The sequence below is a fragment of the Pseudomonas syringae group sp. J254-4 genome (genome assembly GCF_032586855.1).
In the GTDB taxonomy this organism is placed as follows: Bacteria; Pseudomonadota; Gammaproteobacteria; order Pseudomonadales; family Pseudomonadaceae; genus Aquipseudomonas; species Aquipseudomonas amygdali.
Genome location: NZ_JAWHOO010000029.1, coordinates 35,857 through 57,433, shown reverse-complemented (window position 1 = coordinate 57,433; position 21,577 = coordinate 35,857). Strand labels below are relative to the sequence as shown.

The window sequence follows — 21,577 nt, the reverse complement described above, 5'->3', positions numbered from 1 at the left end:
GGCATGCGACGCGGAGCGGCGCACGATAGTTGAGATTCCGCATGCTCCAGCCATATAACCATTTAAAACTATTACCCTTTCTTCGCTGTCTCTGACTTAACGCCACTCAGAGCACACGCAAACGGATGAGCAGACCCACCGATTTCGCTCGACGATGGTTTCTCGCCCGGGGCTGGAAGCCGTTCGCTTTTCAGAAGGAGGTCTGGGCGGCGGTGAAGAAAGGTGAGTCCGGCCTGCTGCATGCCAGTACCGGCTCAGGCAAGACTTATGCAGTCTGGTTTGCCGCGCTCAACCGCTTTGCCAAAGCCAATGCGCTCACCGCTGACAACAAACCTCGTAAACGCAAACCGCCCGCTGAACCGCTGAGTGTGCTGTGGATCACGCCCATGCGCGCCCTGGCCGCCGATACCGCACGCGCCCTTGAGGCGCCGTTGGCCGAACTGGATATCCGTTGGTCGGTGGGCTTGCGCACCGGCGATACCAGCGGCAGCGAACGCGCCCGGCAGAGCCGGCGATTGCCCTCTGCCCTGATCACCACCCCTGAAAGCCTGACGCTGCTGCTGACTCGTGCCGATGCCCAGGTCGCCTTGTCGACGCTGAAAATGGTGGTGGTGGATGAATGGCACGAACTGATCGGCAACAAGCGCGGCGTGCAGCTGCAATTGGCACTGGCGCGTCTGCGGCGATGGAATCCGCAACTGATCGTGTGGGGCATTTCGGCAACGCTGGGCAATCAGGAGCATGCGCAGCACGTACTGATCGGCGACGGCGGCGTGACCGTGCAAGGCAAGATCGTCAAGGATTTACAGGTCGATACGCTGTTGCCGTCCTCCATCGAACGCTTCCCGTGGGCCGGGCATATGGGCCTGCGCATGCTGCCGCAAGTGGTCTCCGAGGTGGATAGCAGCGCCAGTTGCCTAGTGTTCACCAATACAAGGGCGCAATCGGAAATCTGGTATCAGGCGCTACTCGAAGCGCGCCCGGACTGGGCCGGATTGATTGCCCTGCATCACGGGTCGCTGGCGCGAGAGGTCCGTGACTGGGTCGAACGCGCGCTGAAAGAAGGCGCGCTCAAGGCCGTGGTGTGTACATCGAGCCTGGATCTGGGCGTCGACTTTCTGCCGGTCGAGCGCGTGTTGCAAATCGGCTCGCCTAAAGGTGTCGCACGGCTGATGCAGCGTGCCGGACGCTCAGGCCACGCGCCGGGTCGCCCTTCGCGTGTCACGCTGGTGCCGACCCACAGCCTGGAACTGGTCGAAGCTGCTGCCGCTCATGACGCCGTCGCCGCGCGGATGATCGAGCCGCGCGAATCACCACAGCAGCCGCTGGACGTTCTGGTCCAGCATCTGGTCAGCATCGCGCTGGGCGGTGGCTTCATGCCCGATGAGCTGTTGACCGAAGTGCGCAGCGCCTGGGCCTACCGCGACCTCAGCGACGAGCAATGGCAATGGGCGCTGGCCTTTGTGCGCAACGGCGGCCACTCACTGACCGCCTACCCCGATTACCGCCGCGCCGAACCGGATGAACAGGGTATCTGGCGTGTTCCCGATGCGCGTCTCGCCAGGCGCCACCGCATGAGCGTCGGCACCATCGTCAGCGAAGCCACCGTTAACCTGAAGTACTGGAAAAAAGGCGGCGGTGGCGGCTCGCTGGGCAGCGTTGAAGAAGGTTTCATCGCCCGGCTCAAACCTGGTGACGGCTTTCTGTTCGGCGGGCGCCTGCTGGAGCTGGTCCGGGTGGAAAACATGACCGCCTACGTCAAGCGGGCTACGGGCAAGAAAGCCGCCGTGCCACGCTGGAACGGTGGTCGAATGCCACTTTCCAGCGAACTGGCGGACGCCGTGGTGGAGAAGTTCGATGCGGCGGCACGGGGTGAATTCACCAGCCCGGAAATGCAAGCCATCAAACCCTTGCTGGAAGTGCAGCAACAATGGTCCGGGCTACCGCAACGCGACACGCTGCTGGCTGAAACCCTTAAATCCCGTGAAGGCTGGCACCTGTTTCTCTACCCGTTCGCCGGTCGGCACGTGCATTTGGGGCTGGGTAGTCTGCTGGCCTGGCGTCTGAGCCAGCATCGACCGTTGACCTTTTCCATCGCCGTCAACGACTACGGGCTGGAACTGCTCAGCGCCAGCGAGATTGACTGGGCCCAGGCATTGCAGGCTGACCTTTTCAGCGAGACCGATCTTTTGGCCGACATTATTGCCAGTCTGAATGCCGGCGAACTGGCGCTGCGACGCTTTCGCGAAATTGCCCGCATCTCGGGACTGGTGTTTTCCGGCTACCCGGGTGCGGCGAAAAGCAATCGACAACTTCAGGCATCGAGCGGGTTGTTCTTTGAGGTATTCAAGCAATACGACGCTGACAACATGCTGCTGACCCAGGCCGAACAGGAAGTGCTACGCCAGGAGCTGGATCTGCAGCGTCTGGAGCTGACATTGCGCCAGATCAACAGTCGCAGGCTGGACCTGCATGCGATAAAGCGCGCGACCCCGTTGGCTTTTCCTCTACTGGTAGAGCGCTTCCGCGAAAGTCTCAGTTCGGAAAAACTCGCTGACCGCATTGCGCGCATGGTCCGCGACCTGGAGAAAGCCGCAGGTCCGGAGCATGAGCAATGAAGCCGTACGTCGCGATAACACTGGCGGGAGAAGAGCTGTGGCTGCTGGCCGACAAGGCCATCTACTACCCCGCAGAACGATCCTTGCTGATTGCCGATGCGCACTTTGGCAAGGCAGCGGCCTACCGCAAGCTGGGTCAACCAGTGCCACACGGCACCACTCAAGCCAATCTGCGACGACTGGACAGCCTGCTCGATGCGTATGCCTGCGATCATCTGATCTTTCTGGGCGACTTTCTGCACGCGCCGGAATCACACGCAGCGGGCACGCTCGCGGCACTGGAACAATGGCGGGGCGAACACCCGGCGCTACGCATTACCCTGATCCGCGGCAACCATGACAAACGGGCGGGCGATCCACCCGCCTATCTGGGCATTGATGTGGTTCCCGAACCCCTGATGCTGGGCCCTTTTTCCTTGCAACACGAGCCTGACCCACACCCGCAATTGCACGTACTGGCCGGGCACGTTCACCCGGTTTACCGGCTGCATGGGCGTGGCAGGCAAAGCTTGCGACTCGCGTGCTTCTACCTGGGCCCAAGCGTCAGCCTGCTGCCAGCGTTCGGTGAGTTTACGGGTGGGTTTCAGATTCGTCCGGCGCAGGAGTGCTCAGTCTATGTGACAGGCGGTTATGCGGTATGGCGAGTAGTGTAGCGTCGCTCTCAGCCGTATAAGACAAGAGTCCCCTGCCCCTCACAAGGAGAAGCAGGGAACCGGTAATCAGGCAACCGGAGCAGGTGGCGGCTCGTCAGGAACGGTAGGTCCACCTGGCTCAGTGGGCTCCGGAAAAGGAGTATCTGGCCCTGGATCACCCGGAATGCCACCACCGACCACATTCAGCTCGGGAAGCAGGTCTGAATGAGCCATCAATGACCAGGCCAGCAGCCCGATCTCGTTAAGCGGAGATTCAACCTGTTCAGAGATTTTGAAAGTAGTCTTCATAGGGCACTCCAGATCAAAGGCCGTCGCACATATCGATTATGCGAAAGCATGTGAGCAGATAGAGTGCGAAATAGAGTATTAATTCAATTCCACTAATCACCTGACCGGCAAATCAGGTGCGAGGCAGGGTGACGCCGCGCTGGCCCTGGTATTTGCCGCCTCGATCCTTGTAGGACACTTCACATTCCTCATCGGACTCAAGGAACAGCATCTGCGCCACGCCTTCATTGGCGTAGATCTTGGCCGGCAATGTCGTGGTGTTGGAGAACTCCAGCGTCACATGGCCTTCCCACTCTGGTTCAAGCGGCGTGACGTTGACGATAATGCCGCAACGCGCGTAGGTGCTTTTGCCCAGGCAGATGGTCAGAACGTTCCGCGGAATGCGGAAGTATTCGACGGTGCGTGCCAGTGCGAACGAGTTGGGGGGAATGATGCACACGTCGCTCTTGATATCGACGAAGCTTTTTTCATCAAAGTTTTTCGGATCGACCGTGGCCGAATTGATGTTGGTAAACACCTTGAATTCGTCGGCGCAACGCACGTCGTAGCCGTAGCTGGACACGCCGAAGGAGATCACCCTGTCAGCCCCTTCACCACGTACCTGGCGCTCGACGAAGGGCTCGATCATCCCGTGTTCCTGCGCCATGCGGCGAATCCACTTGTCCGATTTGATGCTCATGGCGGTGTCCTGAATAGCGAGGTAAAAAAGATATCCGGCATCTTACCGGGCCGGGGCCGACGGTTCAAAGGCAACCGGTAGCGAGTTTGCGTGACAGGCCGGGCTCTTTCACTGCGAATGGAAATAATCATCAACAGACCATTGGCACGTTCGGAAAAAAGGGTTAAGGTGGCGTCACTGTGTTGCTTGTGTCACTGAGAATCTCTACACGATGTTGAATTTCGATCCAACCATCTCCATGAATTTTCCAGCTCTTTGCACTCAGTCTCGGCCAGGGCTCTTCCTACGCCGCAGTTAACTTTGTCCAAGGAGATATACTATGTCCAATCGCCAAACTGGTACCGTTAAGTGGTTCAACGATGAAAAAGGCTTCGGCTTCATCACTCCACAATCCGGTGACGACCTGTTCGTGCACTTCAAAGCTATCCAATCCGACGGCTTCAAAAGCCTGAAAGAAGGCCAACAGGTTTCTTTCATCGCTACCCGCGGTCAGAAAGGCATGCAAGCTGAAGAAGTTCAAGTTATCTAACTTGTACTGATTCGCTTAAAACCCCGCCCTTAAAAGCGGGGTTTTTTATTGCCTGTCGTTTGAGCATCTGCTTACCCGTAAAGCCATGCACCAAGCCTGACCGAGAGACGCCAACTCGCTGCGCCTCCCCGCCAGAACATCGCTACAGCATCAATCGTCGCTGACAGAAATGGTCGGCATCGCCGGGCTTACAGCTTCCTGCAAGACGATTCGTGCGCCAACGTGACGCGCCAACTCCTGATACACCATCGCAATCTGACTTTCAGGCTCGGCAATAGCGGTAGGCTTACCGCCATCTGCCTGCTCGCGAATCAGCATCGACAACGGCAGTGATGCCAACAACTCGACATTGTACTGCGACGCCAGCTTCTCGCCCCCGCCCTCACCAAACAGATGCTCGGCATGGCCGCAGTTGGAGCAGATGTGCACCGCCATGTTTTCCACGACGCCCAGCACCGGGATGTTGACCTTACGGAACATCTCGACACCCTTCTTCGCATCCAGCAAGGCCAGATCCTGAGGCGTAGTGACAATCACGGCACCGGCAACCGGGACTTTCTGCGCCAGCGTCAACTGGATATCGCCTGTGCCGGGCGGCATGTCGATAACCAGATAGTCCAGATCATTCCAGGCAGTCTGCGTGACCAGTTGCAGCAACGCCCCTGAAACCATCGGCCCGCGCCAGACCATAGGCGTGTTGTCATCGGTCAGAAACGCCATCGACATGACGTCAATGCCATGAGCCTGGACCGGCACGAACCACTTCTGGTCCTTGATCTTTGGCCGCGTGCCTTCGGCAATACCGAACATCACACCCTGACTCGGCCCATAGATATCTGCATCGAGGATACCGACCCGTGCACCCTCGCGAGACAGTGCCAGTGCCAGATTGGCCGCCGTGGTGGACTTGCCGACACCGCCCTTGCCCGACGCGACAGCCACGATATTTTTCACATTGGCTAGACCGGGGATCTGACTCTGCGCCTTGTGCGCGCTGATCACGCTTTTAATGGCAACCGTGGCCGAGCTGACGCCGTCCAGGTTCTCGATGGCGGTTTTCAGCACTTGCGCCCAGCCGTTCCTGAACAGGTCGGCGGCATAGCCCAGTTCGAGTTGCACGCTGACCTGCGCACCCTGGATATCGATGGACCGCACGCAACCGGCACTGACCGGGTCCTGATTCAGATAAGGGTCGGTGTACTGGCGAAGAATCGTCTCCACCGCTGCGCGATTGACTGCGCTCATGGGCTTACTCCGTAAAAGACTGAGTGAAACAGCCGGCTATCGTACCTGTTCTGTCCGTAGCCGACATGATTTCACTGAACCCTGCCCAACCGTTCAGGAGCATTCACGCAACCGAGCGGGGTGAAAAAAATCGCTCAGACCTTTATAGTGGCCGGTCTCCGTTTCACTTCAAGTAGCCGAGCCCCATGTCCGAGCCACGCAAGATTCTCGTTACCAGCGCCCTGCCCTATGCCAATGGTCCCGTTCACCTTGGCCACATGCTCGAGTACATCCAGACCGACATGTGGGTGCGCTTTCAGAAGCACCGCGGCAACCAATGCATTTATGTCTGCGCGGACGACGCTCACGGTTCGGCAATCATGCTGCGCGCTGAAAAAGAAGGCATTACGCCAGAACAGCTGATCGCCAACGTCAAGGCCGAGCACAGCGCCGACTTCGCCGATTTTCTGGTGGACTTCGACAACTTTCACTCGACGCACTCGGACGAAAACCGCGAGCTGTCGAGCATGATCTACACGCGTCTGCGCGACGCAGGTCATATCGCGACGCGTTCGGTGACGCAGTATTTCGACCCGGAAAAGAAAATGTTCCTGGCCGACCGCTTCATCAAAGGCACCTGCCCGAAATGTGCGGCTGAAGATCAGTACGGTGACAACTGTGAAAAGTGCGGCGCAACCTATGCCCCGACCGACCTGAAAAACCCCAAGTCGGCAATTTCCGGGGCCACGCCGGTACTCAAGGACTCGAAGCACTTCTTCTTCGACCTGCCTGCATTCGACACGATGCTCAAAAGCTGGACGCGCAGCGGAACCCTGCAGGACGCCGTCGCCAACAAGATCGCCGAATGGCTGGACAGCGGCCTGCAGCAGTGGGACATCTCCCGCGATGCGCCGTATTTCGGCTTCGAAATCCCCGATGAGCCGGGCAAATACTTCTACGTATGGCTGGATGCACCGATCGGCTACATGGCCAGCTTCAAGAACCTGTGTGCACGTCGTCCGGACCTGGACTTCGACGCGTACTGGGGCAAGGGTGCGACCACCGAGCTCTATCACTTCATCGGCAAGGACATCGTCAATTTCCACGCCCTGTTCTGGCCAGCCATGCTGGAAGGTGCGGCCTTGCGCACGCCGACCGGTATCAACGTACACGGCTACCTGACCGTCAATGGTCAGAAGATGTCGAAATCGCGCGGCACCTTTATCAAGGCACGCACCTACCTCGACCACCTACCGCCCGAGTACCTGCGCTATTACTACGCGTCGAAACTGGGTCGTGGCGTCGACGACCTGGATTTGAACCTCGAAGACTTCGTGCAAAAGGTCAACTCTGACCTGATCGGCAAGGTCGTGAACATCGCCAGCCGTTGTGCCGGGTTCATCCACAAAGGCAACGCCGGTGTAATGGTCGAGGCCAATGCGGCTCCCGAATTGACCGATGCCTTCCTCGCGGCAGCCCCAAGCATTGCCGACGCCTACGAAGCCCGCGACTTCGCCCGCGCCATGCGCGAAACCATGGCTCTGGCGGATCGCGCCAACGCCTATATCGCGGAAAAAGCGCCGTGGGCGCTGGCCAAACAGGAAGGTAAACAGGATGAGGTGCAGGCGGTCTGTGCGCTGGGTATAAACCTGTTCCGCCAGCTGGTCATTTTCCTCAAACCGGTATTGCCGAATCTGGCCGCCGACGCAGAGAAATTTCTCAACGTCGAGCCGCTGACCTGGGAAGACCACAAGACCTTGCTGGGCAATCATCAGCTCAATCCGTTCTCGGCCCTGATGACCCGCATAGATCCACTCAAGGTAGAAGCCATGGCTGCTGCTTCCAAGGAAGACCTGACCGCTACCGACACTACCGCGAGCAGTGCGCCTGCCGGTAATGGCGAACTCGCCAAAGACCCGCTGTCGGCGGAAATCGACTTTGACGCTTTTGCCGCCATCGATCTGCGTGTTGCACTGATTCTCAAGGCCGAACACGTGGAGGGTGCCGACAAGTTGCTGCGCCTGACCCTGGACATCGGCGACGAGCAGCGCAATGTCTTTTCCGGCATCAAGAGCGCCTACCCGAACCCGTCCGAACTCGAAGGCCGTCTGACCATGATGATCGCCAACCTCAAACCGCGAAAAATGCGCTTCGGCATTTCGGAAGGTATGGTGATGGCGGCAGGTCCTGGCGGCGAGGAGATCTATCTGCTCAGCCCGGACAGTGGTGCAAAACCCGGCCAGCGCATCAAGTAAACCCGGACAAGGCCCGGTATCCAGCTATCAGGCGGATACCGGGCCTTTGCGCATTCGCAAACCTCCCGGTCTGTCCGATAATGCTGCATCCTCGATAGACAGAACACCTGTTGGTCACCTGGCAAGATCATGACTGAATTGATTCGCCTGCTTCCCGGCGTGGACCTCATCCGCAGTATCGACGCCCTTCTGCCGCAGACTCAGTGCGGCAAGTGCGGCCATCCCGGCTGCAAGCCCTACGCCGAAGGCATCGCTGGCGGTGAAGCCATCAACAAATGCCCGCCGGGCGGGGACGAAACAATAGCCCAACTGGCAGAGCTGTTGGGTGTTCCGGCTCTGCGGCTGGATATGGAACGCGGTGCAGCCCCTGCGCAGGTTGCGTTCATTCGCGAAGCAGAGTGCATCGGTTGTACCAAATGCATTCAGGCCTGCCCCGTAGATGCCATTCTCGGCGCATCCAAGCTGATGCACACCGTGATTATCGATGAATGCACAGGCTGCGATCTGTGCGTTGCGCCATGCCCGGTGGACTGCATTGAAATGCATCCGCTGCCACTGGCAACGGTCACGCCCATCGTGGGTGGTCTGGCCCCTACACCCGAGCTGCAGGAGGCGCGGCAGCGCAAGCGTAGCCATGCCCGGAAGCGTTTCGAAGCACGAAATGCGCGCCTGCACCGTGAACAGCAAAAACGGCTGGCAGAGCGCCTTGCGCGGTCGCAACGCATTGAATCCGCTCGTGACGTGCTGCCTCATTCCGCCGTTGCACTCGCCCGAAACGACAAACCTGCCGGACCGGATGAAGCGGTGAAAAGAGCCCGTATTGCCGTGGCCATGAGCCGCGCGCAGCTCAACAAGTCGCTCAAGGCCTTCGGCCATCCACCGATTGCCGAGCAGGCCGCCAGGCTCGTGGAGTTGCAGCGCGAATACGAAGCCGCCGAGCAAACACTTGCAGCACTTCTGCCGCCTCCCGCACAGTCTAATTCCGAGGAAAAGCTCCGTCCATGAATGCCGCAAAACGCCAGGAAATCTTTCGCAGGCTGCATGAGGACAATCCGGACCCTAAAACCGAACTGGCCTACACCACGCCTTTTGAGCTGTTGATCGCCGTCATCCTTTCTGCCCAGGCCACTGACGTGAGCGTCAACAAGGCCACGGCGAAGCTGTACCCGGTTGCCAATACGCCACAAGCCATATATGACCTGGGCGTCGAGGGGCTGTCCGAGTACATCAAGACAATTGGCCTTTACAACAGCAAAGCCAAAAACGTAATTGAAACCTGCCGGATGCTGGTGGAGCTGCATAACAGCGAAGTACCGCAGACCCGAGAAGCACTCGAGGCATTACCGGGCGTAGGACGCAAGACTGCCAATGTCGTGCTCAACACTGCTTTCCGTCAGGTCGCGATGGCTGTAGACACTCACATCTTTCGCGTCAGCAACCGTACGGGCATCGCGCCAGGGAAAAATGTGGTGGAGGTGGAGAAGCAATTGATGAAATTTGTGCCAAAGAACTATCTGCTCGATGCGCACCACTGGCTGATCCTGCACGGACGCTACGTTTGTCAGGCACGCAAGCCGCGATGCGGCAGTTGCCGCATAGAAGACCTGTGCGATTACAAGGAAAAAACGTCCGACGATTGAGCCAGACAGGTGGTTGCTATCCTGTCGATTGAAAAAATCTTTTTTACCCGCTTGTGGATTGTCGATATAAGAGGCGCCAGAGAGCCCAAGCCCTGGAGTCGACTTCATGAGCACTGACAACGAGCAACTGGACGTGGACGATGACCTTGTTTCCGTCGAAACGGATGAAACCGAAACAGCGACTATTGAGCCGGCAAAGACCAATCTGAGCAAACGACGCACCATCGACAACCTGCTTGAAGAGCGGCGCTTGCAGAAACAGCTGGCCGACTACGATTTCGACTTCTAGACAAGCGTAAAAAACCTCGCACCGGCTTCCTGCCACCTACCGTTCCATTCAGGCATTTGAAGCCTCTCACAGAAGAGGCTTCAATACGTGACTGGCTGCTCTTCACCCGCTCCACATACGTGGGCACCAGGCACGCTTCCTTCTCAAACAGACCGGTTATTCAGACCAGCCCGTTACGCTGGGCGAGCTCGATCAGATCGACCAGTGAATGCGCGTTGAGCTTGAGCAACAAACGCGTTTTATAGGTACTGACGGTTTTGTTGCTCAGAAACATACCGTCTGCAATTTCCTTGTTGGTCTTGCCTCTGGCCAGTTGTTGCAGAACCATCATCTCCCTGCCGGAAAGTCGGTCAACCATGTCCGACTCGCTCGCGTTGCCCATACTGGAACGAACCGTGTGCAACGCCTGATTGGGAAAGTAGCTGTACCCCGAGAGTACCGCCTTGATAGCGCTGAGCAGCTCGGTCAGGTCCTGTTGCTTGCAGACATATCCGGCGGCCCCTGCCTGCATGCAGCGCATGGAAAAGTGGCCGGGTGCCTGAGACGTCAGAATCAGGACCTTGAACGGCAATGTCATGGCTGACAGTCGGGCAATAACTTCCAGCCCGTCGAGCTTGGGGATACCAATATCAAGAATGACGATATCAGGAAGGTGCTCACGAGCCAGTTGCAGCGCATCCACACCGTTGTCAGTCTCCGCAATGACCTCATAGCCATGACGCTCCATCAGCATGCGTACAGCAAGGCGAATGACGGGATGATCATCCACGATCAGCACTTTATTCATGGGCAGTCCATTTTTCGCTATTCGAATTTTCAGAGCCAGCACAATAACTTAGTCGTTTACTGCTTTGCATGGCGCTCACCCTTGTGGACTGACAGCCAAAGACCATTCCTACAATTACAGCAGAAACTTCCTACAAAACTCGGCAGGAACGTACATTTTTTATTAATTTTCACAGAGCCTTCCTTTTCGGAATCTGGTGATTTTTTATTGCTGGCGGCTACGGCATAAGCATCACAGCGCCAGTAAGTAAATGCATGCAGCAAACCCAGCCAAACTTTTACGTTCAAAAATGACCTTGCTGCATCTGTTAAAAGTATCGCCACACTGTTTTTGCGTTAGCGTCAGAACACGCCGGGCACATGGCTTATCGCCAGCAAAAACAGCCGGAAAACTGTAGAGGCCTTGCATCCGGATGCCCTACCCGAAACCCCATGATGGAAAATCAGTGAATACACACCACGCATTACATACGCAAACGGGGATTAAAAATTACACATCGATTCCGGAATTTCGTACAAATATTTATTTAAGGACGCTCCTTACAGGCATGAAGGAAAGTTCCTACAACCGAAGCGCACAACATAAACGCGGCGTGCCAATTGAACCATTGCCGACAAACGCCAAATAATGATAGTCCATCCCCCTTGCATTGTCGCAAGATCTTACACACACCATAGCATAACCCTACATCATTCAAGACCATAAGCAGCTCTTTCGACAAGTAGCAAATACCATTTTCTATTTCAAATCCAGACACAGGGAATCGAATAGGAAACGTACTACAAAATTCACGGACACAACATTACAGCACGTAAGACTTTATAAAGAGCGACAAATCAATTCTGGCGGCACACCATTTTTCACTTGCAAATTTTATTACCAGTCGTTACTTTTTTAACAGAGACTTTATTACTTACTGCCATTAACCATGTGCAGCCCTATGAAACACTATCATTGGGTCATACACGTTTGCAGTTCATGAGCGGCGCGTTTACACGCACTTGGTGTATCACGCGAACCGGCTGAATTCAGGTGTTGCGTACACGGCTCATCAGGCGACACTGCCGCGTGACAAACTCTGAGTGCCTGGCAACTCTTTTGAATGGGCCCTGTGTATAACCATGTTCAAAAAGGGATACACCATGAATACTAGATACGCGCGCACGCGCTCATCAATACCCACCGCTTCCGAGTTAATCACCGCTGTGGAAAACTTTGTTGCCAAAGGCGGTATTATTGCAGTCATACCCGATGGAGAGATGGCAGGCGCATCAAACCCGTCCTCGACCGATATAGCGCCAACCCTGCCAGACGGGCCTGAACACGCTGGCAAGCTTGAACAACTCAAATACTTGGCCGCCAAGGGCGCAGGCTTTACAGCGCTGCAATATTCATTACGCATGAATAAAAAAGACGTTCGCCAACTGGCTACCGAAAACGGTGTGACGATCACTGTCAGTCAGCCCATGCTCACCACCCGCAGGGAGGCCCGTCATGACGCTACGGATATCGACGACGTGGTGGCCGGCCACGCCATGCATTACTCGGCGCTGGGCTATACCGCAGCCGAGATTGCCCAGGTACTGGACCTGAGCCTTCGCCAGGTATGGAATATCGGCAAGGCCTATCGATTCGAGTTCAAGCAGCAACGCGAGAGCGACACGACCTGAAGCCCGACTCTAAAACAGGTATCGAGTGCGTAAGTTTCGACTGCCACGCAGAAAGCACCAGGCACCCTGCTTTTAACTTCGACAGCCACTGTAGGAAAAAACCAAAAGCAGACCTGCACTTTTCGCCATGAACGGTAAGAACGAATTTAATGAGTACATGCGCGGCGATACATAATCGCCTGCACCCGGCGAACTGCTGCTTACATGACTTGCCGATGGAAATACTCTGTCAATATCAAACGAGTACTGCGACGCCGAAAACACACTGAGCGTCCGGCAGGACGGTCTAGAAACACTCATGAACAATGAGCAACTTGTCAGAGAGCCTGAATTCGAGAAATGGCTACAGACGTTGACGCTTTAAAGGCGTGACGGGGAACCTGGATTTAAAGTGCAGCCCTGCAAGGGCTGCACTCATCGAACAACCAGCAGTATCAGAACAGCTTACGGCCTTTATTCGCAGCAATACGCATACGCAAGGCATTGAGCTTGATGAAGCCTGCCGCATCGGCCTGATCATAGGCACCTGCGTCATCTTCGAAGGTAGCGATATTGGCATCGAACAACGAATCGTCCGACTTGCGACCGGTAACAATCACATTGCCTTTATAAAGCTTCAGACGTACAACACCGTTCACATGGGCCTGAGACGCGTCGATCATCTGCTGCAGCATCAGACGCTCCGGGCTCCACCAGTAACCTGTGTAGATCAGGCTGGCGTATTTGGCCATCAGTTCGTCCTTGAGGTGGGCGACTTCACGGTCCAGAGTGATCGATTCGATGGCGCGGTGAGCACGCAGCATGATGGTGCCGCCCGGCGTCTCGTAGCAGCCACGGGACTTCATGCCCACGTAACGGTTTTCAACGATGTCCAGACGTCCGATGCCGTTTTCGCCACCGATGCGGTTCAGGGTCGCCAACACAGTGGCAGGCGTCATCTCAACGCCGTCCAGCGCAACGATGTCGCCATTGCGGTAGGTCAGCTCCAGATAAGTTGCAACGTTCGGCGCGTCCTCAGGAGACTTGGTCCAGCGCCACATGTCTTCTTCGTGCTCGGTCCAGGTGTCTTCCAGCACACCGCCCTCATAGGAGATGTGCAGCAGGTTGGCATCCATCGAGTACGGGGATTTCTTCTTGCCGTGGCGCTCGATCGGAATGTTGTGCTTCTCGGCGTAGTCCATCAGCTTTTCACGAGAGAGCAAGTCCCATTCACGCCACGGAGCAATCACTTTGACACCTGGCTTGAGCGCATAGGCGCCCAGCTCGAAACGCACCTGATCGTTGCCTTTACCGGTGGCACCATGGGAAATGGCATCAGCGCCGGTTTCGTTGGCGATCTCGATCAGGCGCTTGGCGATCAGCGGGCGAGCGATGGAAGTGCCCAGCAGGTACTCGCCTTCATAGACGGTGTTGGCACGGAACATCGGGAACACGAAATCACGCACGAACTCTTCGCGCAGGTCATCGATGTAGATTTCTTTCACGCCCATGGCCTGAGCCTTGGCGCGTGCCGGCTCGACTTCTTCACCCTGACCCAGGTCAGCGGTAAAGGTCACCACTTCGCAGTTGTACGTATCTTGCAGCCACTTGAGGATTACCGAAGTATCCAGGCCACCGGAATACGCGAGAACTACCTTGTTTACGTCCGCCATGCCATCACTCCACCGGGTTGTACGGAAAACCGCTGATTCTACCGTTCAAACCAGCAAATTTACAGGGGCGCGACAGCTTGTGACGACAAGGCGACGTTTGGCAGGAGCCTTATGCAGCCATCAGGACGTGTGCGCTGCACTGACCGCAGAGGCTACCGGCACCGGACGCTCATCGGGCGCAACACGCTCCAGATGCACGTTCACGCGGCGGTTGCGCGCACGATTGGCCTCATTGGTGTTGGGCACCAGCGGGTAGCGTTCGCCATGAAAGCGCAGGGTGATTTGCTGCTCGGGGATGCCCTGAGCCTTGAAGTAGTCCATGACCGCCAGCGCACGGCGGCGGGAAAGGTCGCGGTTGGTGAGCCGATTGCCACTGTTGTCCGAATGGCCGTCAAGCTCGATACGGTTAACCGTCGGGTCGGCCTTCAAATAAGCCACCATGTTGTCCAGACGCGCCTTGGCATGGGCATCCAGTTCAATACCGCCACCGGGAAATCCTACTTCAGCCTGTTTGACCTGATCGAAGTTCATCGGCAGAAGTTTGGCTGTGCACGCCTGGTAATCACTGAACGCCTTGCTGAACTTGACCGGCAGCAGGCGCACTTCCATCTGGCCACCGTCACGGGTGTAGTGACGGATAAGCGGGCTGCGACCGTCCATCAGACCACTGATCAGACGCCCGGCCTGTGCCTGGGAAGTATTGAAGGGTATGTCGCCATTGCTGACGCGCACCGACCCCAGATTGATATCACCACGCCCCGGCTGCCACGGTGCGGCGGCGGCCAGCAGCGTTGCGGAACCGTTGCCCAGCATGTTGTAGGAAGCCTTGAGGCGAAACGTCGCCTGCTCACCGGCACGGCGCACGAACTCACCGGCACCGAAGTCGGTGATCGGCTGAGTCAGGCGGCATTCGAACTGATCGCCTTCGACCTTCCACTCGATGCTCTCCAGACGAGTCTGGAAACTGATAGCCATCGCCGGGAGGCTGGCAAACATGCTGAGCAGGGCTAAATATCGCTGGCGCACGGGAGGCTCCACTGGAAATAAACGCGAAACAAAAAATGACTGACTGACAAGGGGGCTATCGGTAACTTCGTGCAAAACTTGATAGCGGATGCCTGAGAGAGTCTTTTCCGGTAGCATTCCCAGCGAGTTTGACCCGCCTGGAATCCCCAATGTCTGACCGCCTGACCCTCCTGCGTCCCGACGACTGGCACATTCACCTCCGTGACGGAGCTGTCTTGCCTCATACCGTTGCTGACGTAGCGCGAACTTTTGGCCGCGCAATCATCATGCCCAACCTCGTGCCTCCGGTGCGCAACGCGCAGCAAGCCGATGCCTATCGTCAGCGCATTCTGGCTGCACGCCCGGCCGGCAGCCGCTTCGAGCCGTTGATGGTGCTGTACCTCACCGACCAGACCACGCCCGACGACATCCGTACCGCCAAGGCCAGTGGCTTCGTGCACGCCGCCAAGCTGTATCCGGCCGGCGCGACCACCAACTCCGATTCCGGTGTCACCAGCATCGACAAGATTTTCCCGGCGCTCGAGACCATGGCCGAAGTCGGCATGCTCCTGCTGGTACACGGGGAAGTGACGCGCGGCGAGATCGACGTGTTCGACCGCGAAAAGGTCTTCATCGATGAGCACCTGCGTCGTGTAGTCGAACGCTTCCCGACCCTGAAAGTGGTGTTTGAACACATCACCACCGGTGAAGCGGTGCAGTTCGTCAATGAAGCATCAGCCAATGTCGCGGCGACCATCACCGCGCATCACCTGCTGTACAACCGCAATCACATGCTGGTTGGCGGCATTCGCCCGCACTTCTATTGCCTGCCGATTCTCAAGCGCAATACGCACCAGACGTCCCTGCTCGACGCCGCCACCAGTGGCAGCGGCAAGTTCTTCCTGGGCACCGACTCGGCACCGCACGCCCAACACGCCAAGGAAAACGCTTGCGGTTGCGCCGGTTGCTACACCGCCTACGCGGCCATCGAATTGTATGCAGAAGCTTTCGAGCAGCGTAACGCGCTGGACAAGCTGGAGGGCTTTGCCAGTCTTCACGGTCCGGAGTTCTACGGCCTGCCCGCCAATCAGGACACCATCACGCTGGTGCGTGACGAGTGGACCGCCCCTGCCAGCCTGCCGTTTGGCGAGTTGAACGTTATCCCGCTGCGCGCTGGTGAAAAACTGCGCTGGCGCCTGGAGGAACACGCGTGAGTGAAGATCATTTTGACGACGAACACGAAGGCCACGGCGGTGGCGGCGGTTCTCGTCACCCGATGGCAGCACGCTTTCGCGGGTACCTGCCCGTGGTCGTCGACGTAGAAACCGGCGGTTTCAACTCAGCCACCGACGCACTGCTGGAAATTGCTGCCGTGACCATCGGCATGGATGAAAAAGGCTTCGTGTTCCCGGAACACACCTATTTCTTCCGCGTCGAGCCGTTCGAAGGCGCCAATATCGAAGCCGCTGCGCTGGAGTTTACCGGGATCAAGCTGGATCACCCGTTGCGCATGGCGGTCAGCGAAGAAACCGCAATGAACGACATCTTCCGCGGCGTGCGCAAGGCCCTCAAGGCCAATGGCTGCAAACGCGCCGTACTTGTCGGCCACAACGCCAGCTTCGACCTCGGCTTCGTCAATGCCGCTGTCGCGCGAATGGACATGAAGCGCAACCCGTTTCACCCGTTCTCAAGCTTCGACACCGCTACCCTCGCAGGCCTGGCTTACGGTCAGACCGTGCTGGCCAAGGCCTGCCAGGCTGCCGGAATCGACTTCGACGGCCGCGAAGCCCACTCGGCTCGCTACGACACCGAGAAGACTGCAGAGCTGTTCTGCGGCATCGTCAACCGCTGGAAGGAAATGGGCGGCTGGGAAGACTTCGACGACTAACGTCGGCACGGCAGTGAATGGACCGGCTTCGCGCCGGTTTTTTCATGCCTGCCTGAAACGTGATGGCTGGATGCGCTCAGGATGAAAACAACCGCTCATCGTTCTACCTGAATCGAACCCAAAACAGTTTTGACAAGCATTCTCATTAACATTAAGCTCCTCGGCACCAAGCAATAAACCAGCGACGGTCAATAGCTTATGTATGTTTGTCTTTGCCAAGGTGTCACAGACGGTCAAATCCGGGATGCAATTCTGGAAGGCTGCTGCAGTTATCGTGAAGTCCGTGAAACGCTGGGTGTTGCGAGTAAATGCGGAAAATGCGCCTGCCTTGCGAAGGAAGTGGTGCGTGACACGCTGACAGAACTGCAAACCACTCAGGCATCGCTGGCGTATCCAGCAGAATTTTCAGCCGCCTGAATCCCCCTCTTTTAAAGAACCGGGCACCCTGCCCGGTTTTTTTATGCCTGTAATTCAAGCGCTTAGCGTCAAGATGCGGAACTCAAACATTCTTATTCCTATTTAAATTCACTTATTATTCAACAACTTAGGTTTGACAGGCGTTTAAGCGCGGCTCACACTCGGCGCTTATATACACAAGCCACCGGCAGGACCTCGAACATGAAAGGCGACATTACAGTCATCCAGCATCTCAACAAGATCCTCGGAAACGAGCTGGTCGCCATCAATCAGTATTTCCTGCATGCGCGCATGTATGAAGACTGGGGTCTGAAAAAGCTCGGCGGCCATGAGTACAAAGAATCCATCCATGCGATGAAGTATGCCGACAAGCTGATCAAGCGCACGCTGTTCCTTGAAGGGCTGCCAAACCTGCAGGATCTGGGCAAGATCCTGATTGGTGAGCACACCAAGGAAATGCTCGAGTGCGACCTGAAGATCGAGCAGAAAGGCCTGGCTGATCTGAAAGCGGCCATTGCTCACTTTGAAACGGTAGGTGACTTCGGCAGCCGTGAACTGCTGGAAGACATCCTCGAGCCCAAGGAAGAGCAAATCGACTGGCTGGAGACCCAGCTGGGTCTGATCGTCAAGGTCGGTATCGAGAACTACCTGCAGTCGCAGATGGGCGACTGATTCACCGGTTGCGCTGCAATGAAAAAGCCCGCCTCAATCGAGAGCGGGCTTTTTCTTGTGCGTAAAACCATGCTTGGGCGCAGGGCACGATAATCTCGACTATCGTGCCCACGATGCAGCGCAAGGCTTTACTCGGCTTTGGCGGCCGATGCTTCCTTGACCAGAGTTTGCAGCGAACCATCAGCCATCATTTCGGTGATGATGTCGCTACCGCCGACCAGTTCACCAGCCACCCACAGTTGCGGGAAAGTCGGCCAGTTGGCGTACTTTGGCAGGTTGGCGCGAATTTCAGGGTTTTGCAGAATGTCGACGTAGGCAAATTTTTCGCCACACGCCATCAATGCCTGGGAAGCCTTGGCCGAAAAGCCGCATTGAGGGGCATTCGGAGCGCCTTTCATGTAAAGCAGAATGGTGTTGTTGGCAATCTGCTCTTTGATCGTTTCGATGATATCCATGGAGCACCTCGGCTGAAATATCCGACTCAGTTGTCGGCACGGTGGCGCATTGTAACGAAATCCCGAGCATGACGCTCTGTCTTGAGCCTTAACAGGCAGCCACCTGTACCGGCACACCGTTCAACGCCGCATTGCCGGAGAGTACGTCGAGTTGCCGTTCGTCGGTCAGGTCATTGGCGCTCACCCCTGGCTGACTCCGGGCGATATCCATTTTCACCCCGGTACGCGAATGTCCCCAGCCATGCGGCAGGCTGACCACCCCGGGCATCATGTCGAGACTGCCCAGCACCTGCACCTCGATCGTCCCGACCCGAGAGCTGACCCGCACCTGCTGGCCATCGTTCAAACCACGACAGGCAAGATCGTCAGGGTGCATCAGCAATTGATGCCGGGGCTTGCCTTTTACCAGCCGGTGATAGTTGTGCATCCACGAATTATTGCTGCGCACGTGCCGACGACCAATCAGCAACAACGCTGCGGAATCGGGAGCGGGGTCGGCCGCGAAGCGCGCCAGGTCGGCCATGATGACCTCTGGGGCCGCCTGAATCCGCCCGTTGGCGGTTTTCAGGCGCTCAGTGAGGTTAGGCTTCAACGCCCCCAGATCGAGCCCGTGCGGGTGACTGGCCAACGTTTCCAGTGACAGTTTGTGCGGCGATGCATCGCCATAGAAGCCTGCGCGCAACCCGCGATCAATCATCTGCGCGGGTGGCAGGGTCGGTTTGAGTTCCCGCTGCGCCCTGGCTGCAAATGATCTGGCCAGACCGACAAAGATCTCCCAGTCATGCAGCGCACCTTCGGGCTTGTCGAAAATGGCCTGATTGAAGCGAGTGACGTTGCGCACTGCCAGGGTATTGAAGGTGGTGTCGTAGTGATCGTTTTCCAACGCTGAGGTGGACGGCAGGATCAAGTCGGCGTGGCGGGTAGTTTCGTTGATATAAAGATCAATGCTGAGCATGAACTCCACACCTTCGAGCGCCTGTTCCAACTGACGGCCATTGGGGGTGGACAGAACCGGATTACCCGCGACAGTCACCAGTGCGCGAACCTGCCCTTCCCCGTCCACGAGCATTTCCTCGGCCAGCGCCGACACCGGTAATTCGCCGCCGTACTCAGGCAGGCCGGACACCCGGCTTTGCCATAGATTGAAATGGCCGCCCGAAGTCGAACTGACGAGATCAACTGCGGGTTCCGTACACAGCGTTCCGCCCACGCGATCCAGGTTGCCGGTCACCAGATTGATCAGTTGCGCCAGCCAATGACACAACGTGCCGAAGGTCTGGGTCGACACCCCCATTCGGCCATAACAGACCGCCTTGTCAGCGGCCGCGAAATCCCGCGCCAGTTGCCGGATCTGCTCGGCAGCAATGCCGCAGCGTGGGCTCATGGCCTGCGCAGTGAAGCCTGCAATGGCGTGTCGCACCTGATCCAGGCCATCGATAGGCAAGTGACTCTCGCGAGTCAGACCTTCTTCAAACAGAGTATTGAGCAGACCGAACAGCAGCGCTGCATCACCGCCCGGACGCACGAACAGATGCTGGTCGGCGATGGCCGCCGTCTCACTGCGGCGCGGGTCGATGACCACCAGTTTACCGCCGCGCTGCTGGATCGCTTTCAGACGCTTTTCAACATCCGGCACGCTCATGATGCTGCCGTTGGACGCCAACGGGTTGCCACCCAGGATAAGCATGAAGTCGGTGTGATCGATATCCGGAATCGGCAACAGCATGCCGTGGCCATACATCAGAAAACTGGTGAGGTGATGCGGCAACTGATCAACCGAGGTCGCCGAGAAGCGATTACGTGTCTTGAGCAGCCCGAGAAAATAATTGCTGTGGGTCATCAGCCCATAGTTGTGCACGCTGGGGTTGCCCTGATAAACCGCTACCGCGTTCTGCCCATGGCGCTGCTGAATGGCGTAAAGCCGCTCTGCCACCAGATCGAACGCGGCCTGCCAGGCGATCGGTCGCCATTGGTCACCGCTGCGCAGCATCGGCTGACGCAGGCGGTCGGGGTCGTTCTGGATGTCTTGCAGCGCAACAGCCTTGGGGCAGATGTGGCCACGGCTGAAAGTGTCCAGCGGGTCACCCTTGATCGAGGTGATGCGCGGGGCAGAATCCGGCTCGGTAACGGTCTCGATGGCAAGACCGCAAATGGCCTCACACAGGTGGCAGGCGCGGTAGTGTTCAGTCCGGGTCATCACAGCCTCAGATCTTGTCATGGCAATCCGGTTGATTGCCTGACAAGCACTATGGCCGCTGCCAATAACCCGCGCCACTGACGTTTGTCGTGTGAATCGGGGGGCATCAGGCGGGCCGATGAGTGGACCGTATCAACCGCCGATAGGCGTGACGACCTTACGCTGCAACTGGATTTCAGTGACGGTTTCGACCTGCTCCTGAGCCAGGTGAACACCGGTCAGGTCACCGATCAGGCGCCAGTGCTCGTCGAGTCCCGAGCTGATGGTCGCCATGCGATCAATCATGCGCCGCCCCGCATTACGCGTGACTTCGTCCTCGCTGCGCAGCAACTCAAAGGACATCGAGGTCATTGAGGCGGTCAGATGGGTAAGCGTGCGGGCGGTCAGCCCGAGTAACTCCGTTAGTTGACGCTCTTTTGAGTCCATTCCCCACCCCTCGATCAGTAATGTATCGGCAACGATTTATAACCTACGCCCGGCATTAAAGAAACGGTCCTTGTTTCCAGCCCGTGAAGCGGGTCGCATTCAGCGCGCCCGCGCAAACCCGGACTGTTGCAGGATTGGTACTAATTGCCAAGCGCTATTTGAGCAGTGTACAAATGCTGCCTTCGGAAAAAGCAGAGATGGCTATTGGCCTTATCAGCTTAGCCAGTTTTTAA

Annotated in this window: 21 protein-coding genes; 12 read left to right on the top strand and 9 right to left on the bottom strand. The window is 57.2% G+C overall.

The window, feature by feature from the left end:
- Nucleotides 1-125 precede the first annotated feature (125 nt).
- A complete protein-coding gene (locus tag RYB09_RS24630) occupies nt 126-2,618 on the top strand; it encodes a ligase-associated DNA damage response DEXH box helicase (protein ID WP_122280759.1) in 2,493 nt (830 codons plus the stop codon).
- Nucleotides 2,615-3,271 (top strand): ligase-associated DNA damage response endonuclease PdeM, encoded by a 657-nt coding sequence (gene pdeM, locus RYB09_RS24625; protein WP_058401646.1) that lies wholly within the window; start codon nt 2,615-2,617, stop codon nt 3,269-3,271. Before RYB09_RS24630 ends, pdeM begins: the two co-directional genes overlap by 4 nt.
- A 66-nt stretch (nt 3,272-3,337) precedes the next feature.
- Here the strand turns inward: pdeM and RYB09_RS24620 are convergent, their stop codons facing one another.
- Both RYB09_RS24620 and dcd read right to left on the bottom strand, forming a co-directional pair.
- Nucleotides 3,338-3,559 carry a hypothetical protein gene (locus tag RYB09_RS24620; protein ID WP_058401645.1) on the bottom strand — a complete coding sequence of 74 codons (222 nt, stop codon included), beginning with the start codon at nt 3,557-3,559 and terminating at the stop codon, nt 3,338-3,340.
- 112 nt (nt 3,560-3,671) lie between these two features.
- On the bottom strand, nt 3,672-4,238 hold the full coding sequence (dcd, locus tag RYB09_RS24615; RefSeq protein WP_002554836.1) for a dCTP deaminase: 567 nt from the start codon (nt 4,236-4,238) through the stop codon (nt 3,672-3,674).
- A 319-nt stretch (nt 4,239-4,557) separates the two neighbouring features.
- On the opposite strand from dcd, the gene RYB09_RS24610 reads away from it, so the two are divergent.
- Nucleotides 4,558-4,767 carry a cold-shock protein gene (locus tag RYB09_RS24610; RefSeq protein ID WP_002554837.1) on the top strand — a complete coding sequence of 70 codons (210 nt, stop codon included), beginning with the start codon at nt 4,558-4,560 and terminating at the stop codon, nt 4,765-4,767.
- A gap of 150 nt (nt 4,768-4,917) precedes the next feature.
- Here the strand turns inward: RYB09_RS24610 and apbC are convergent, their stop codons facing one another.
- Nucleotides 4,918-6,012: an iron-sulfur cluster carrier protein ApbC gene (gene apbC / locus RYB09_RS24605; protein ID WP_316890612.1), complete on the bottom strand. Its 1,095-nt coding sequence runs from the start codon at nt 6,010-6,012 to the stop codon at nt 4,918-4,920.
- A 185-nt stretch (nt 6,013-6,197) separates the two neighbouring features.
- Between apbC and metG the strand changes: the two genes are divergently transcribed.
- The 4 genes from metG to RYB09_RS24585 all read left to right on the top strand — a co-directional run bounded on the left by metG (nt 6,198) and on the right by RYB09_RS24585 (nt 10,175).
- Nucleotides 6,198-8,246, top strand: a complete 2,049-nt coding sequence (gene metG / locus RYB09_RS24600; RefSeq protein ID WP_122280758.1) for a methionine--tRNA ligase — start codon at nt 6,198-6,200, stop codon at nt 8,244-8,246.
- 129 nt (nt 8,247-8,375) lie between these two features.
- Nucleotides 8,376-9,251 carry an electron transport complex subunit RsxB gene (gene rsxB / locus RYB09_RS24595; protein WP_122280757.1) on the top strand — a complete coding sequence of 292 codons (876 nt, stop codon included), beginning with the start codon at nt 8,376-8,378 and terminating at the stop codon, nt 9,249-9,251.
- Nucleotides 9,248-9,886: an endonuclease III gene (gene nth / locus RYB09_RS24590; RefSeq protein ID WP_002554841.1), complete on the top strand. Its 639-nt coding sequence runs from the start codon at nt 9,248-9,250 to the stop codon at nt 9,884-9,886. Before rsxB ends, nth begins: the two co-directional genes overlap by 4 nt.
- A 106-nt stretch (nt 9,887-9,992) precedes the next feature.
- A complete protein-coding gene (locus tag RYB09_RS24585; protein ID WP_122258363.1) occupies nt 9,993-10,175 on the top strand; it encodes a PA3496 family putative envelope integrity protein in 183 nt (60 codons plus the stop codon).
- 160 nt (nt 10,176-10,335) lie between these two features.
- Here the strand turns inward: RYB09_RS24585 and RYB09_RS24580 are convergent, their stop codons facing one another.
- Entirely contained in the window at nt 10,336-10,962 is a 627-nt protein-coding gene (locus RYB09_RS24580; protein ID WP_002554843.1) for a response regulator transcription factor, read from the bottom strand.
- 1,142 nt (nt 10,963-12,104) lie between these two features.
- Between RYB09_RS24580 and RYB09_RS24575 the strand changes: the two genes are divergently transcribed.
- Nucleotides 12,105-12,632, top strand: a complete 528-nt coding sequence (locus tag RYB09_RS24575) for a hypothetical protein (protein ID WP_063611886.1) — start codon at nt 12,105-12,107, stop codon at nt 12,630-12,632.
- Nucleotides 12,633-13,066: 434 nt separating this feature from the next.
- Here the strand turns inward: RYB09_RS24575 and RYB09_RS24570 are convergent, their stop codons facing one another.
- Nucleotides 13,067-14,284, bottom strand: coding sequence for an argininosuccinate synthase (locus RYB09_RS24570; RefSeq protein ID WP_003412906.1), 1,218 nt, complete (start codon nt 14,282-14,284; stop codon nt 13,067-13,069).
- Nucleotides 14,285-14,404: 120 nt separating this feature from the next.
- Complete coding sequence (locus RYB09_RS24565) at nt 14,405-15,310, bottom strand: flagellar protein MotY (RefSeq protein WP_057455933.1); 906 nt, start codon at nt 15,308-15,310, stop codon at nt 14,405-14,407.
- 149 nt (nt 15,311-15,459) lie between these two features.
- Between RYB09_RS24565 and pyrC the strand changes: the two genes are divergently transcribed.
- The 4 genes from pyrC to bfr all read left to right on the top strand — a co-directional run bounded on the left by pyrC (nt 15,460) and on the right by bfr (nt 18,266).
- Entirely contained in the window at nt 15,460-16,503 is a 1,044-nt protein-coding gene (gene pyrC, locus RYB09_RS24560; protein WP_122280755.1) for a dihydroorotase, read from the top strand.
- Nucleotides 16,500-17,177 carry a ribonuclease T gene (rnt, locus tag RYB09_RS24555; RefSeq protein ID WP_003363600.1) on the top strand — a complete coding sequence of 226 codons (678 nt, stop codon included), beginning with the start codon at nt 16,500-16,502 and terminating at the stop codon, nt 17,175-17,177. Before pyrC ends, rnt begins: the two co-directional genes overlap by 4 nt.
- A 198-nt stretch (nt 17,178-17,375) precedes the next feature.
- Nucleotides 17,376-17,594, top strand: coding sequence for a bacterioferritin-associated ferredoxin (locus RYB09_RS24550; RefSeq protein ID WP_002554850.1), 219 nt, complete (start codon nt 17,376-17,378; stop codon nt 17,592-17,594).
- Between the two features lie 201 nt (nt 17,595-17,795).
- Nucleotides 17,796-18,266: a bacterioferritin gene (gene bfr, locus RYB09_RS24545; RefSeq protein ID WP_002554851.1), complete on the top strand. Its 471-nt coding sequence runs from the start codon at nt 17,796-17,798 to the stop codon at nt 18,264-18,266.
- A 128-nt stretch (nt 18,267-18,394) separates the two neighbouring features.
- Here bfr and grxD read toward each other — a convergent pair whose 3' ends face one another.
- From grxD to RYB09_RS24530, 3 genes are all read right to left on the bottom strand, one after another.
- Nucleotides 18,395-18,721, bottom strand: a complete 327-nt coding sequence (grxD, locus tag RYB09_RS24540) for a Grx4 family monothiol glutaredoxin (protein WP_002554852.1) — start codon at nt 18,719-18,721, stop codon at nt 18,395-18,397.
- 88 nt (nt 18,722-18,809) lie between these two features.
- Complete coding sequence (locus tag RYB09_RS24535; RefSeq protein ID WP_316890608.1) at nt 18,810-20,918, bottom strand: molybdopterin oxidoreductase family protein; 2,109 nt, start codon at nt 20,916-20,918, stop codon at nt 18,810-18,812.
- 132 nt (nt 20,919-21,050) lie between these two features.
- A complete protein-coding gene (locus RYB09_RS24530) occupies nt 21,051-21,344 on the bottom strand; it encodes a hypothetical protein (RefSeq protein ID WP_002554854.1) in 294 nt (97 codons plus the stop codon).
- Nucleotides 21,345-21,577: the final 233 nt, after the last annotated feature.

Excerpts from the sequence above, each read along its gene's own strand:
- RYB09_RS24630 (WP_122280759.1), top strand. The coding sequence starts at position 126 with ATGAGCAGACCCACCGATTTCGCTCGACGATGGTTTCTCGCCCGGGGC.
- pdeM (WP_058401646.1), top strand. The coding sequence starts at position 2,615 with ATGAAGCCGTACGTCGCGATAACACTGGCGGGAGAAGAGCTGTGGCTG.
- RYB09_RS24620 (WP_058401645.1), bottom strand. The coding sequence starts at position 3,559 with ATGAAGACTACTTTCAAAATCTCTGAACAGGTTGAATCTCCGCTTAAC.
- dcd (WP_002554836.1), bottom strand. The coding sequence starts at position 4,238 with ATGAGCATCAAATCGGACAAGTGGATTCGCCGCATGGCGCAGGAACAC.
- RYB09_RS24610 (WP_002554837.1), top strand. The coding sequence starts at position 4,558 with ATGTCCAATCGCCAAACTGGTACCGTTAAGTGGTTCAACGATGAAAAA.
- apbC (WP_316890612.1), bottom strand. The coding sequence starts at position 6,012 with ATGAGCGCAGTCAATCGCGCAGCGGTGGAGACGATTCTTCGCCAGTAC.
- metG (WP_122280758.1), top strand. The coding sequence starts at position 6,198 with ATGTCCGAGCCACGCAAGATTCTCGTTACCAGCGCCCTGCCCTATGCC.
- rsxB (WP_122280757.1), top strand. The coding sequence starts at position 8,376 with ATGACTGAATTGATTCGCCTGCTTCCCGGCGTGGACCTCATCCGCAGT.
- nth (WP_002554841.1), top strand. The coding sequence starts at position 9,248 with ATGAATGCCGCAAAACGCCAGGAAATCTTTCGCAGGCTGCATGAGGAC.
- RYB09_RS24585 (WP_122258363.1), top strand. The coding sequence starts at position 9,993 with ATGAGCACTGACAACGAGCAACTGGACGTGGACGATGACCTTGTTTCC.
- RYB09_RS24580 (WP_002554843.1), bottom strand. The coding sequence starts at position 10,962 with ATGAATAAAGTGCTGATCGTGGATGATCATCCCGTCATTCGCCTTGCT.
- RYB09_RS24575 (WP_063611886.1), top strand. The coding sequence starts at position 12,105 with ATGAATACTAGATACGCGCGCACGCGCTCATCAATACCCACCGCTTCC.
- RYB09_RS24570 (WP_003412906.1), bottom strand. The coding sequence starts at position 14,284 with ATGGCGGACGTAAACAAGGTAGTTCTCGCGTATTCCGGTGGCCTGGAT.
- pyrC (WP_122280755.1), top strand. The coding sequence starts at position 15,460 with ATGTCTGACCGCCTGACCCTCCTGCGTCCCGACGACTGGCACATTCAC.
- RYB09_RS24550 (WP_002554850.1), top strand. The coding sequence starts at position 17,376 with ATGTATGTTTGTCTTTGCCAAGGTGTCACAGACGGTCAAATCCGGGAT.
- bfr (WP_002554851.1), top strand. The coding sequence starts at position 17,796 with ATGAAAGGCGACATTACAGTCATCCAGCATCTCAACAAGATCCTCGGA.
- grxD (WP_002554852.1), bottom strand. The coding sequence starts at position 18,721 with ATGGATATCATCGAAACGATCAAAGAGCAGATTGCCAACAACACCATT.
- RYB09_RS24535 (WP_316890608.1), bottom strand. The coding sequence starts at position 20,918 with ATGACCCGGACTGAACACTACCGCGCCTGCCACCTGTGTGAGGCCATT.
- RYB09_RS24530 (WP_002554854.1), bottom strand. The coding sequence starts at position 21,344 with ATGGACTCAAAAGAGCGTCAACTAACGGAGTTACTCGGGCTGACCGCC.